The 12778-nt window shown below is 66.6% G+C and carries 8 protein-coding genes; 2 read left to right on the plus strand and 6 right to left on the minus strand.

The features are described from left to right. The first annotated feature begins 139 nt into the window (after positions 1-139). A complete protein-coding gene (locus tag QY917_RS14305) occupies positions 140-988 on the plus strand; it encodes a hypothetical protein (RefSeq protein ID WP_123675378.1) in 849 nt (282 codons plus the stop codon). 122 nt (positions 989-1110) lie between these two features. On the opposite strand, the gene QY917_RS14310 is transcribed toward QY917_RS14305, so the two are convergent. From QY917_RS14310 to QY917_RS14335, 6 genes are all read right to left on the minus strand, one after another. Further along, positions 1111-1809, minus strand: coding sequence for an anaerobic ribonucleoside-triphosphate reductase activating protein (locus tag QY917_RS14310; protein ID WP_302077645.1), 699 nt, complete (start codon positions 1807-1809; stop codon positions 1111-1113). After that, positions 1799-1990, minus strand: coding sequence for an anaerobic ribonucleoside-triphosphate reductase (nrdD, locus tag QY917_RS14315; RefSeq protein ID WP_011803556.1), 192 nt, complete (start codon positions 1988-1990; stop codon positions 1799-1801). Before nrdD ends, QY917_RS14310 begins: the two co-directional genes overlap by 11 nt. 90 nt (positions 1991-2080) lie before the next feature. After that, positions 2081-4108, minus strand: coding sequence for a ribonucleoside triphosphate reductase (locus QY917_RS14320; protein ID WP_123675377.1), 2028 nt, complete (start codon positions 4106-4108; stop codon positions 2081-2083). Positions 4109-4403: 295 nt separating this feature from the next. Next, positions 4404-7733 (minus strand): EAL domain-containing protein, encoded by a 3330-nt coding sequence (locus tag QY917_RS14325; RefSeq protein ID WP_123675376.1) that lies wholly within the window; start codon positions 7731-7733, stop codon positions 4404-4406. A 277-nt stretch (positions 7734-8010) separates the two neighbouring features. Further along, positions 8011-8436, minus strand: a complete 426-nt coding sequence (locus QY917_RS14330; RefSeq protein WP_047350136.1) for a hemerythrin domain-containing protein — start codon at positions 8434-8436, stop codon at positions 8011-8013. 74 nt (positions 8437-8510) lie between these two features. Beyond that, positions 8511-10817, minus strand: a complete 2307-nt coding sequence (locus QY917_RS14335; RefSeq protein WP_123675375.1) for a nitric-oxide reductase large subunit — start codon at positions 10815-10817, stop codon at positions 8511-8513. A 273-nt stretch (positions 10818-11090) separates the two neighbouring features. Here QY917_RS14335 and norR point away from each other — a divergent pair, with 273 nt between their 5' ends. Further along, positions 11091-12701: a nitric oxide reductase transcriptional regulator NorR gene (gene norR, locus QY917_RS14340; RefSeq protein WP_012655216.1), complete on the plus strand. Its 1611-nt coding sequence runs from the start codon at positions 11091-11093 to the stop codon at positions 12699-12701. Positions 12702-12778: the final 77 nt, after the last annotated feature.

Below are 12778 nucleotides of genomic sequence, written 5' to 3' on the forward strand. Positions count from 1 at the left end.
AGGATGCTTTGGTGGGAAAGCAGCGGTATGTCTGCCGAGTCACGAGCGACGCATTTAGCCGGTATCGTCAAAGAAACAAATTGACACATCTGCTATAACGACACTGCCTCGCTGGGAGGTTGTCCAAGGAGTTCAGGCGATGTTCAAGAAAATAATCACTGTGGCCGCACTGCTAGGCGCCGGTTGGGTGCATGCTTTCATGCCACAGACTGGCACATGGGTCGTAACGTCCGAACTGGACGGAAAGCCGGGTCGTGGATTGGCAATTGATGTTCAGAATGACGTTTTCGTCCTGCAGATGTATGCATACGAAAATAACGGACACCCGACTTTCTATTTAGCCACTGGCAGACTTGTCGACAATCAAGTTTCAGCGCCCCTGATGCGCTATGCGGGCGGCCGCCACTTGGGCAGCGGTCCTCTCTCAGGACAAGAAGCCGGTAACGCGGGTACTGCCCAATTCCGTTTCACTAGCGGCGTGACCGGGTTTGTTACCCTCCCCGGAGAAACTGAGAAGGCGATTGCACGATTCAATTTTGGGTATCCGTTTGCCGCGCCTAGTCTTCGAGGCATATGGAACTTCACGTCCTTCGGACCATTGGGTCTCACAGCGGAAGTGGCGAACCTGACTGTCAGTGGGCCAGCCACTAATACAGGAAATGGCATTGTTGCCTCATCCGACGGATTGTTCGGCTGTGAGCATCAAACTAGCGGTAACGCGGCCGGCGGCGTACTGTGCGTGAGATTGAATGCTCAGGGTCAGTTGCAACGGGGTTATTTGTTTGTATACAGCGTCAACGAGGGCGAAGGCTATTTGCTGAACGCGAGCGGCTCCATGACCGAGCAATTGGTATCAGTGCGACGCCTGACCACGCCTTCCACGATTGGTACCGGTATTGTTTTTAAAGAAGCGGAGCAATCTCAACCCGACATCACGCTGCTGGAGCAGGCCTTGAGCGATCTGGCTACCCAAAGCTCACTGCAATGAGCTGACCGGCATGAGTATCCTGAGTAAGTAGAGGCATGTAATGGGAGGTGCGGCTTGAGGAAGGACCGCTTTCCCGGGTCGTAAGTACTCATAGGAGCAGCGGGCTGCCACCTTCGAGGCGACTAGCCTCGCCAAGTGAGCGACTTAAAACGCTCCTCTACTCCCGAAAACTGGAGGGGGCCGGGCGATGTTGAGGGAACATCGCCCGCAGCTAGGCAGCGTTGGACAACCCAGTGTGTAACACCAGCGTCTGCCAGGGTATGTGCCAGGCCGACGAGATCGGCAGGCGGGAAAAGAGTCGGGTTCCAAGTGGTGCGGCACTCGTAATCCACACCGCTGGCCTGCACGCAGCGCAGCGACTCCCAAGCGCGGTCGCCACTGCCCGGCGTGCGAGTGATGGCGTCGTAATGTGCCGGCGGCCCCTTGATGTCCAGGCCCACCCAGTCCAGCAGCGGCAGCAGGGCCTGCAGCCGCTCGGGGTACATGCCGGCCGTGTGCAGGCCGGTGGCAAAGCCCAGGGCGCGTACGCGCGCGAGGGCGTCGGGCAGGGCGGCCTGCAGCGTGGGCTCGCCGCCCGAGAACACCACGCCGTCCAGCAGGCCGCGGCGCGTGTGCAGCAGTTGCTCCACTTCGCTCCAGCGGTGCGGCGCGGGTGCGGCCGCGTCCAGCAGCCCGGCGTTGTGGCAATAGCCGCAGCGCCAGGGGCAGCCCTGGCAGAACACCACGGCGGCCAGCCTGCCGGGAAAGTCGATGGTGGTCAGCGGCGTGATGCCGCCGACGCGCAGCGCCTGGGCGGCGGTGTGGCTGGTCCTAGCAGGCACGGCCCGGCTCGGCGAAGAACTGGCGTTCGTTGTGTTCGCCCTGCTTGCCGGTGTTGAAGCTGGCCACGGGGCGGTGGTAGCCCATGACGCGCGTCCAGACCTCGCAGGGCTGGCGCTCGGCGTCGGTCAGCTGCACGGCGGTGGCCAGGGCGGTGTTCTCGGTGGCGGAAAAGTGGGTCATGACAAACTCCTGGGTTGGTGGTGGAAGAACTTCAAAAACAATAGCTTTTGACGCTTGCTACATAAGCGCTAGAGGCAAATTTCATTCAAATCACGCCGCCAGCCGCGCGCGCTTGGCGGCCAGGCGCTCCTCGTCGCAGCGCGGGCAGAACGGGTGTTCGCCCGCCAAGTAGCCGTGCGTGGGGCAGATGGAGAAGGTGGGCGTGACGGTGATGTAGGGCAGGCGGAAGTGGGTGAGCGCCCGTTTCACCAGCTCGCGGCAGGCAGCGCCGCTGGAGATGCGCTCGCCCATGTACAGGTGCAGCACCGTGCCGCCGGTGTACTTGCCCTGCAGCGCCTCTTGCCGCTGCAGCGCCTCGAACGGGTCGTCGGTGAAGCCCACGGGCAGCTGCGACGAGTTGGTGTAGTACGGCTGCGCCTCGGTGCCGGCTTGCAGGATGGCGGGCCAGCGCTTCTTGTCTTCTTTGGCAAAGCGGTAGGTGGTGCCTTCGGCGGGCGTGGCCTCCAGGTTGTAGAGGTGGCCGGTTTCTTCCTGGAACTGCACGATGCGCGCGCGCACATGGTCCAGCAGGCGCAGGGCGAACTGGTGACCCCAGTCGCTGGTGATGTCGTGCGCGCCGCCGGTGAAGTTGCGCACCATCTCGTTGATGCCGTTCACGCCCAGCGTGCTGAAGTGGTTGCGCAGTGTGCCCAGGTAGCGCTTGGTGTACGGGAACAGGCCCTGGTCCATCAGGCGCTGGATGAGCTTGCGCTTGACCTCCAGGCTCTGCTTGCCCAGTTCCAGCAGGCGGTCCAGCGCCGCCAGCAGGGCCGCCTCGTCGCCCGCGTGCAGATAGCCCAGGCGTGCGCAGTTGACGGTGACCACGCCCAGGCTGCCGGTCTGCTCGGCGCTGCCGAACAGACCGTTGCCGCGCTTGAGCAGCTCGCGCAGGTCCAGCTGCAGGCGGCAGCACATGGAGCGCACCATGTTGGGCGACAGCTCGGAATTGATGAAGTTCTGGAAGTACGGCAGGCCGTACTTGGCCGTCATGTCGAACAGGGCGACGGCGTTCTCGCTCTCCCACGGAAAATCGGGCGTGATGTTGTAGGTGGGGATGGGGAAGGTGAACACGCGGCCCTTGGCGTCGCCCGTGGTCATCACGTCGATGTAGGCGCGGTTGATGACGTCCATCTCGGCCTGCAGCTCGCCGTAGCAAAACGGCATCTCCACGCCGCCGATCACCGGCACCTGCTCACGCAGGTCCTCGGGGCAGGTCCAGTCGAAGGTGAGGTTGGTGAACGGCGTCTGCGTGCCCCAGCGCGAGGGCACGTTGAGGTTGTAGACCAGCTCCTGGATGCACTGGCGCACGGCGGCATAGTCCATGCCGTCCTTGCGCACGAAGGGCGCCATGTAGGTGTCGAAGGACGAAAACGCCTGCGCACCCGCCCATTCGTTCTGCAGCGTGCCGAGGAAGTTCACGATCTGCCCCACGGCGGAGCTCATGTGCTTCGGGGGCCCCGCCTCCACCTTGCCCGGCACGCCGTTCAGCCCCTCGTGCAGCAGCGTACGCAGCGACCAGCCGGCGCAGTAGCCGCTGAGCATGTCGAGGTCGTGGATGTGGATGTCGCCATTGCGGTGCGCCTCGCCGATCTCGGGCGCGTAGACGTGCGAGAGCCAGTAGTTGGCCGTCACCTTGCCTGCCACGTTCAGGATCAGCCCGCCCAGCGAGTAGCCCTGGTTGGCGTTGGCGTTCACACGCCAATCGGCGCGCGTGAGGTACTCGTTGATGGAGCTTTCCACATGCACCAGCGTCTGCCGGTCGGCGCGCAGGGTGGCGTGGCGCTGGCGGTAGGCCATGTAGGCGCGCGCGGTCTGCAGATGGTTGGCGGCGATCAGCGTCTGCTCCACCACGTCCTGGATCTGCTCGATGGCCGGCGCCTCGCCATGGAAGCGGTGGATCAGCACCTTGGTGGCCTGCGCCGTGAGCAGACGGGCCTCGTCCTCGCCGAACTCGCCCGTGGCCTGGCCGGCCCGGGCGATGGCCGACTGGATGCGCACAGCATCGAAAGGCGTGCGCTCGCCGTTGCGTTGGATGACGTCGCGCGGCAGGCTGGCGACGATCGGAGATGGTGGTGTCATGGCAACCCTTAAAACACTACATATAGTGTTCACCATACCTATCAAACACTATAGGTAGTTTGATCAGGCACAAACCGCAGGGCAGAAAAGGGCCTGTGCAGAGGGGGGGTGCGGTGCGCGGCTTGTGGCCCGCGTGCCACGGGGTGGGGCCGCAGCAGGCCCGCGCCCGAGAGGCTGGGCGGGGGATCGGGGCGCCGTGGAGGGTTTGACGCCTTTTGGCCTTCTGGCGCTGGAGGGGTAAGCGCTGGAAGCTATTAAAACAGTAGCAACCGGGTTGCGTGCGGCGCGACGCGTGTCAGGCCAACTCGACGCCAGCCTGCGCATTGCGCACAAAGGCCTCGAACGCGGCGGGCTCCAGCGGCCGGCTGTACCAGTAGCCTTGCATTTCGTCGCAGCCGCAGGCCTGCAGCAACGCGGCCTGCTCGGCCGTCTCCACGCCTTCGGCAATGGTGGCCATGCGCAGGCTGTGGGCCATCTTGATGATGGCCGTCACGATGGCCTGGTCGCTGGCCTGGTGGGCGAGTTCGCGCACGAAGGACTGGTCGATCTTGAGCTTGTCGATGGCGTAGCGCTTGAGGTAGCTCATGGAGGAATAGCCCGTGCCGAAGTCGTCCAGCGCCACGCGAAAGCCCACCTCATGCAGGCGGCGGATGGTGGTCTCGGCCTGCTCGGGGTTCTTCAGCGCGACGGCCTCGGTCAGCTCCACCTCGATGCGCTGGGGTGAAATGTCCATGCGTTGCAGGATGCGCACCAGCTCCTCGACGAAGTGCGGCCGCGCGAACTGCGCAGCCGATACGTTCACCGCCACCACCAGCGGCGGCAGGCCCGCGGCATCCCAGGCGCGCAACTGCTGCGCCACCTGCTCCACCACCCAGAAATCGATGGCCACGATGGAGCCGCTTTGTTCGGCGATCGGGATGAACTCGGCCGGAGACACCAGCCCCCAGCGCGGATGGCGCCAGCGCAGCAGCGCCTCGGCGCCCGCCAGCGCGCCGCTGCCCAGCGTGCGCTGGGGTTGGAACACCAGGAACAACTCGCCGCGGTGCGCCGCGTCCTTGAGGCCAGCGGCCAGCTCCAGCGAACGCTGCGTGTGCGCCTGCATCTCGGGTGCGAAGAAGCGCAGCCCGTTGCGCCCGTCCTGCTTGACGCGGTACATCGCCACTTCCGCGGCGGACGCCAAGGTGCTGGCGGTGCGCGCGTCGTCGGGGTAGACGGCGATGCCGGCCGACGCGCTGACCGAAACGGCATGGCCGTGGATCTGCAGCGTGGTCTGCAGCTGCGCCAGCGCATCCTGCGCCAGCAGCGCCACCGCCGCCTGGTCCGCCAGGGGCACGATGGCCGTGAACGCATCGCCCGAATAGCGCGCCACGGGAATGTGCGGCGCGAGGCAGGCGCGCAGCCGGTTGCCCATCTCCAACAGCAGTTCGTCACCGGCCGCGTGGCCCAGGGTTTCGTTCACCAGCTTGAAGTTGTCCAGGTCGAACCACAGCACCGACACCCGTTCGTGGCTTGCGTCGGCGCGGTCGATGGCTTGCGTCAACTGTTCGTCGAAGGCTTTCTTGTTGAGCAGGCCGGTCAGCGTGTCGTAGTTGGAGAGCGCGCGGATGCGCTCCTCCGCCTCGCGCCGCTGCGTGATGTCCTCCATGTGCGCGACGTAATGCGTCACTTCGCCGAACACGTCGCGAACGGGGTAAAGCGAGGCGTTTTCCGTGTAGACCTGTCCGTTCTTGCGGCGGTTAATGAGTTCGCCCTGCCAGGGCAGGCCGCGCGGCAGCTTGGTCCACATATCGGCATAGGTGGTCCGCGGCGTCAGTCCCGACTGCAGCACGCGCGGGTTGCGGCCCAGCACCTCTTGTGCGCCGTAGCCGCTGACTTCGCTGAAGGCCTTGTTGACGTAGACGATGCTGGCGTCGATGTCGGTGATGACCACCGGACTGGGGCTCTGGTCCAGCGCCTCCGACAGGCGGTGGATGACGGCCTCCTGGCGGCGCTGGGCCGTGTGCTTCCAGAGGGCGTCGGCCACGGTCTGCAGCGCCTGTGCGTCGCGTGGGTGATAGTCCTGCGCCTTGCCGGCCACGCCCAGCAGCAGGCGCGGCCTGCCGCCTTCCACTACGGGCACGCAAGCCCAGCGGGCCGTCGCGCCGCCCGGTGCGCTCCCAGCCGCCGCATCGTGCGGCGCGTTCGTCACCACGGCGCGGCGTTCGCGCAGGGCGGTTTCCCACGGCGGCATGTCGGGCGGGGCGTTCTCGTGCGAGCAGGCGGCCAGCGAGGTGCCGCGTGCGTCGTCGTGCACGAAGTACAGCACGGCCAGCGCGCTGCCGGTCAGGGTCTGGGCATGCGCCAGGCCGCGGCGCAGCAGGTCTGCCTCGGGCTGGTGGATGTCGTGCTGCTGCAGGTCCAGCAGGGCGGCGTTCAGGCCGGCCTCGGAGCGAATGCGCTCCTCGTTCTCCACGGTGGGCGTGATGTCGCGCGACAGCATCAGGAAGGTGTCGGGCTGGCCCGCGACCGCGGATTTGCGGGAGACGGACAGCTCGAAATGCCGCTCGCCGAGGGGCAGCGGCAACGTGATGCGCTGGCCGCGGCTCATGCCCGTGCGTTCAGCCTCCGCCAGTGCCTCGAAACACTGCGCGGCCGCCGCCGGCGGCAGCGCCTCGTCCAGCGTTTTTCCCAGCAACTGGGGCAGCGGGGTCATGAGCTTGCTGGTCTCGTTGGCGTGCACCGCGAGGTAGGCCCCCTTGCGGTCCACCTCGAACAGCAGGTCGGGCAGCGTGTTCAGCGTGGCGCGCTGCCGGGCCTCGGCGGCGCGCAGGTCCAGGTACGGGATCTGCACCGTTTCCACGAACAGGCCGCGGTACAGGAAGCCATAGGCCAGGATTTTGTAGAAGTGGCCGGCGACGTTGTACACATCGGTCACGTTGGCGTAGAGCGTGAAGAAGATCTCGCTCATGGCCATGGTGAACGATGCCAGCGCCAGGTGCGACAGGCCGAACTCCCGCGCATGGCGCAGTTGCGTGAGAAAGCCCACGCCCGCCAGCACGTACGCGGTTGCCAGCGCGTATTCGAAACGGACCTTGAAGGGCGTGAGCCCTGCCTCGGGCGTGAAGGTGCGGGGCAGCCACTGCGGATGCCCCAGTAGCACAAAGTGCACCGCGCCCACCAGCAACGCCACCCACAACAGCCCCGCGTAGCGTGAGCGGCGGCCCAGCCATTCATTCCAGCGGTGGGGCCATAACGCGGCCCACAGCAGGGCCAGCGCCGCCAGCGCGCGCGCGGCCAGCCAAAAGTTGATGGCCTTTTCCGGGTCGCTGGGGGTCACGAAGTCCGGCATGCCGGCGTAGGACAGGCTGTGGGTCAGGTCCAGCACCGCCACGCCCAGCAGCCCCAGGCCGAGGACCAGCACCCGCCCGTTGGGCCGGTACCTTTGCGTGGCCCAGCTGATGCTGAACACCATTGCCGCCACGCCGATGGACACGACCTCCATCGCGGTGTGCAGCGGCAAGTAGCCCGCCATGCCGCGCGCGGCGTCTGGCGCGGGCAGGGTCTTCAACAGCCACAGGCTGACCAGCAGCACAGCGAACCAGATGAGGGACTGGCGGAACTCCTGGCGGTGGGCGGGGTGCATCATGTGCGGCGTGGTGGTGGGTCGATGCCAGGGGCGCGTGGACGCGGTACCCGTGCAAATGTAGGCAGACGTTACATCACGGCAGTGATTGTGCGGGCGATCGCCCCAGAAAAACGACAAGCCCGCCGGCAGCCGCGGAGGGGCCCGCGCGGCGCAAAAAAAAAGCCGGCACAAGGCCGGCTGAAAAGCAAGGTGCCCCTAAGGCCTTGCCGATGGAAACGTTTTCGAGCTGCAGTGCTCTACAGGTAAGCGCTAACAGCTATGAAAAATAGAGCGAACCTTAATGCGCCAGGGCCTCCTCGGCCTCGATGCGCGGGTAGAAGTCGCGGTTTTCGCGCTGCATGCGTTCGTACACATGGCGCAGCACGGTGTTGGCATCTGCACGGAAACCCTCGGCGTCGGTGCGCACGCGCTCCGGCGTGTTCCAGCGCCGTGCGAAGTCCATGTACGCCGCGGCAATCGCGCCCATCTCGCGCTGGAACTGCTCGCCCAGGCGTGCCAGTTCCGCGTCGGCGCCCTGGCGCAGTGCGGGGTACAACAGGCGGTCCTCGACGGCCAGGTGCAGCTTGATGGTGGAACTCATGGCCACGATGCCCTGTGCAATCGCCGTCGCGTTGTGCTCCACGCCGCTGTGTGCCAGCTGGCGCAGGGTGGCGATCTGGCCCAGGATGTCCCGGTGCTCGTGCTTGAAGCGGTCGATGTTCATGGCGGTTCTTCAAAAGGTCCGAGGGCGGGACCGGGCGCGCCGCGCGGGGCGGCGCACCCGGTATCCGCGGTGCGTCAGCGGTTGGCGCCTGCCAGGGCTCCGGTGCTCGGGGCGGCCGGGGCGCGGGGGGCGAACAGCACGCCGCTCACCACCTGCCAGGTCACGCACAGGGCGCCGGTGATGAACACCAGGTCACCGAAGGTACGCACCCAGCGCAGGGTCTCCAGGAACGGCTGCTGCAGGAATTCCTCACTGCGGGCGTACCACGTGCCGTGGGCCACGCTGGCGTGGAACTGGAACAGGCCGATCGGCAGCAGGCTGGTCGCGATCATCAGCACCAGGCCGGCGTTGAGCCACCAGAAGCCGGTCTTCATCAGGCGCTCGTTGAACACCATCTGGGGACGCACGTAGCGCAGCACCAGCAGCGTGAAGCCCAGGGCCAGGAAGCCATACACCCCGAACAGTGCGGCGTGGGCGTGCACCGGCGTGGTGTTCAGACCCTGGATGTAGTACAGCGAGATCGGCGGGTTGATCATGAAGCCGAACACACCGGCGCCCAGCATGTTCCAGAAGGCCACGGCGACGAAGCACATCAGCGGCCACTTCAGGTTCTTCATCCAGGTGGCCTTGTGCTGCAGGCTCCAGTGCTCCCAGGCTTCATGGCCCAGCACCACCAGCGGCACCACTTCCAGCGCGCTGAAGGAGGCACCCACGGCCATCACCGGAGTGGTGGTGCCCGAGAAGTACAGGTGGTGGAAGGTACCGGGCACGCCGCCCAGCATGAACAGCGAGGCAGATGCCAGGCTGGCAGCCGTGGCCATGCGGTAGGACACCAGGCCCAGGGTCGAGAAGATGAAGGCCAGTGCCGTGGTGGCGAACACTTCAAAGAAGCCTTCCACCCACAGGTGCACCACCCACCAGCGCCAGTACTCCATCACCGAGATGTGGGTGCGCTCGCCGTAGAACAGGCCGGTGCCGTAGAACAGGCCGATACACACCACCGAGGAGGTCAGCAGTGCCAGCAGGTTCTTGTCCTGGCCGTTGGGGGCCAGCAGGGCGGGGAAGATGGCGCGGGCCATCAGCACCAGCCAGAAGGCGATGCCGGCGAACTTGCCGATCTGCCAGAGGCGGCCCAGGTCCACGTACTCATAGCCCTGGTGGCCCAACCAGAAGTTCCACTCGGCCGGCATGATCTGCGCGATGGCAAAGTAGTTGCCGATGAACGAGCCCACGCAGACCACGACCAGTGCCCAGAACAGTACGTCCACGCCGAGCTTCTGGTACTTGGGATCCTTGCCGCCGTTGATCACGGGCGCAAGGAACAGGCCTGCGGCGAGGAAGCCGGTGGCGATCCAGAACAGTGCGGCCTGCAAGTGCCACGTACGCACCAGCGAGTAGGGCAGGTACTGGGAGATTTCCACGCCGTAGAACGTCTGGCCTTCCACCGTGTAGTGCGCGGTGAAACCACCCAGCAGCACCTGTGCGGTGAACAGCGCCACCACCAGGAACAGGTACTTGCCCAGGGCGCGCTGCGAAGGCGTCAGGGCCACGCGGGACAGCGGGTCGTGCTGGGGAGGGGTGGGGTCCTGCTCGTCGTGCTTGCGCAGGAAGGCCCAGCCCCACACGAGGAAGCCCACGCCGGCCATCATGACCACCACGCTCATCACCGACCAGACCAGGTTCTCACCGGTGGGCTGGTTGCCGACGAGGGGCTCATGGGGCCAGTTGTTGGTGTAGCTGGCGCCGGTGCCGCCGTTGTCGGCGGGACGCTCGGTGGAGGCGGCCCAGGAGGTCCAGAAGAAGAAGCCGGCCATCTGCGCGCGGCGCTCGGCGCTGGGCAGGGTGTTCTCCTTCATGGCGTAGCTCTCGCGCGTCTTCTGCAACGAGGGGTCGTTGCTGAACAGCTTGTCGTAGTACTGGGCGGTCATGGCGATGGCCTCGGCGCGCAGCGGCGAGATCACCATCGTGTCCTTGGCCTTGTCGTAGGTGTTGGTGCGGTACTCGGTCTTGAGCCGGTCACGCAGCACTGCCTGCTGGCCCACGTCCAGATCGGCAAACGCCTTGCCATGGTCCTTCTGCGCGGCCAGTTCGAGCCAGGTTGTCAGCTCGCGGTGCAGCCAGTCGGCCGTCCAGTCGGGCGCCTGGTAGGCACCGTGGCCCAGGATGGAGCCGAGCTGCATGCCGCCCACCGACTGCCAGGCGGTCTGGCCGTCGAGGATGCCGTCCTTGGTGTAGAGCGGCTTGTCGCTGCCCTGCACCAGCACCTGCCCCGGGATCGGCGGCGCGGTGCGGTAGACCTCTGCGCCGTAGAAGCCCAGCAGGCTGAAGGTGACAATCAACACGCCTATCAGCGTGTACCAATACTTGGCGTACTTACCCATGTTGGGCCTCCGTCATTGTGTTTATCAAGCGGTGCAGCGGGGCGAAGGGTGGGGGGACTTTCCTTGCGCCCTCGCAAGGGTGCGCGGGCCGGGCCCGGCACACCGTGGGGGAGGGGGAGTAACGATGCATGGTCGAACAGTCGCGGTAAGAGATGCCTCCCCTCTCGCAATCCCTGGGCCAGCGGCTCTGCCATGAAAAATCAAGGGTTTACACCATCGTGGGTAAAATAGACCCATGTCAATTTGGGTAAAAAACACCTTTAAAGGGTTTTTATGACCATTGTTGAGGCGTCGCCCGCGGCCGCCACCTCCGCCCTGCTGCTGTGCGCCGACCTGGGGGCCGAACTGCCCCAGGCCGTGCGCCTGCAGCGCCTGGTGGACCTGCTGCGCACGCAGTTCGGCTGCGGGGCCGTGGCCCTGCTGCGGCTGGAGGAGGAGCGCCTGCGCCCCGTGGCCGTCACCGGGCTGGTGAGCGACGCCCTGGGCCGGCGTTTTGCCGTAGGCCAGCACCCACGGCTGGCGGCCATCCTCACGCGGCGCGAGGTGACCTGCTTCGAGCACGACAGCCAGTTGCCCGACCCCTACGACGGCCTGCTCGACACCCTGGTGGGCGAGCCGCTGCCCGTGCACGACTGCATGGGCGTGGCCCTGCACGTGGAGGGGCGGCCCTGGGGCGTGCTCACGCTGGATGCCCTGGCCACCGGCACTTTCGGACCCGCCGCGCGCCAGCGGCTGGGCCAGTGGGTGCCGCTGGTGGAGGCAGTGGTGCGCGTGGCGCGGCTGGAGCAGGAACTGCGCACCCTGCGCATGGCCGCCACCGGCCCGGCCGAAGGCGACCTGGCGCTGGCGACGCCCGAGCGCGGCGGCGCCGGCGAGCTGGAGATCGTGGGCGAAAGCCCGGCCCTCAAGCGGCTGCTGCATGAGCTGAGCGTGGTGGCCGCGTCTGAGCTGCCCGTGCTGCTGCTGGGCGAGACCGGCGTGGGCAAGGAGCTGTTCGCGCGGCTGCTGCACCACCAGTCGCCGCGGCGCGCGCGACCGCTGGTGCACGTGAACTGCGCGGCATTGCCCGAGTCGCTGGCCGAGAGCGAGCTGTTCGGCCACGTGCGCGGCGCGTTCTCGGGCGCGGTGAGTGACCGCGCGGGCCGCTTCGAGGCCGCCGAGGGCGGCACGCTGTTCCTGGACGAGGTGGGGGAGCTGCCCCTGTCCGTGCAGGCCAAGCTGCTGCGCACGCTGCAAAACGGCGAGATCCAGCGCCTGGGCGCCGACCGCCCGCGCAGCGTGCACGTGCGCGTGATTGCGGCGACCAACCGCAACCTGCGCGAGCAGGTGGCCAGCGGGGCCTTCCGCGCCGACCTGTACCACCGCCTCTCGGTCTACCCCGTGCCCATTCCCCCGCTGCGCGAGCGGGGCAACGACGTGCTGGTGCTGGCCGGCCGCTTTTTGGAGCTCAACCGCGCCCGCCTGGGGCTGCGCAGCCTGCGCCTGTCGCCTGACGCGCAGGCCGCGCTGCGCCGCTACCGCTGGCCGGGCAACGTGCGCGAGCTGGAACACGTGATCAGCCGCGCCGCGCTCAAGGCCCTGAGCCGCGGCGTGGACCGCAACGAGATCGTCACGCTGGAGGCCGGCCTGCTGGACCTGGACGCGCTGGACGAACCCGTGGCCACGCCCCGCAGCGATGCCCCCATGGCACCCGCGGCAGGCGGCGCCTTATCGTTGGCCGCGCCCACGGGCACACTGCGCGACGCGGTGGATGCCTGCCAGCGCCAGGTCCTGAATGCCGCTCTGGTGGCGCATGGCGGCAACTGGGCGCAGGCCGCGCGCACGCTGGACGTGGACCCCAGCAACCTGCACAAGCTCGCGCGGCGGCTGGGCCTCAAGGGATGAGGCTTCGCGCAGGGTTTTGAAATAAAATTGCCTCTAGCGCTTATCCAGTAAGCGGTAGAAGCTATTAATTGAGTAGC

The organism is Diaphorobacter sp. C33, from assembly GCF_030503915.1.
Taxonomy (GTDB): Bacteria; Pseudomonadota; Gammaproteobacteria; order Burkholderiales; family Burkholderiaceae_C; genus Diaphorobacter; species Diaphorobacter nitroreducens.

What these genes read in the sequence shown, in the direction of transcription:
- QY917_RS14330 (WP_047350136.1), bottom strand. Translation starts at nt 8,436, where the DNA reads ATGAACATCGACCGCTTCAAGCACGAGCACCGGGACATCCTGGGCCAG.
- nrdD (WP_011803556.1), bottom strand. Translation starts at nt 1,990, where the DNA reads ATGACCCACTTTTCCGCCACCGAGAACACCGCCCTGGCCACCGCCGTG.
- QY917_RS14325 (WP_123675376.1), bottom strand. Translation starts at nt 7,733, where the DNA reads ATGATGCACCCCGCCCACCGCCAGGAGTTCCGCCAGTCCCTCATCTGG.
- norR (WP_012655216.1), top strand. Translation starts at nt 11,091, where the DNA reads ATGACCATTGTTGAGGCGTCGCCCGCGGCCGCCACCTCCGCCCTGCTG.
- QY917_RS14305 (WP_123675378.1), top strand. Translation starts at nt 140, where the DNA reads ATGTTCAAGAAAATAATCACTGTGGCCGCACTGCTAGGCGCCGGTTGG.
- QY917_RS14320 (WP_123675377.1), bottom strand. Translation starts at nt 4,108, where the DNA reads ATGACACCACCATCTCCGATCGTCGCCAGCCTGCCGCGCGACGTCATC.
- QY917_RS14335 (WP_123675375.1), bottom strand. Translation starts at nt 10,817, where the DNA reads ATGGGTAAGTACGCCAAGTATTGGTACACGCTGATAGGCGTGTTGATT.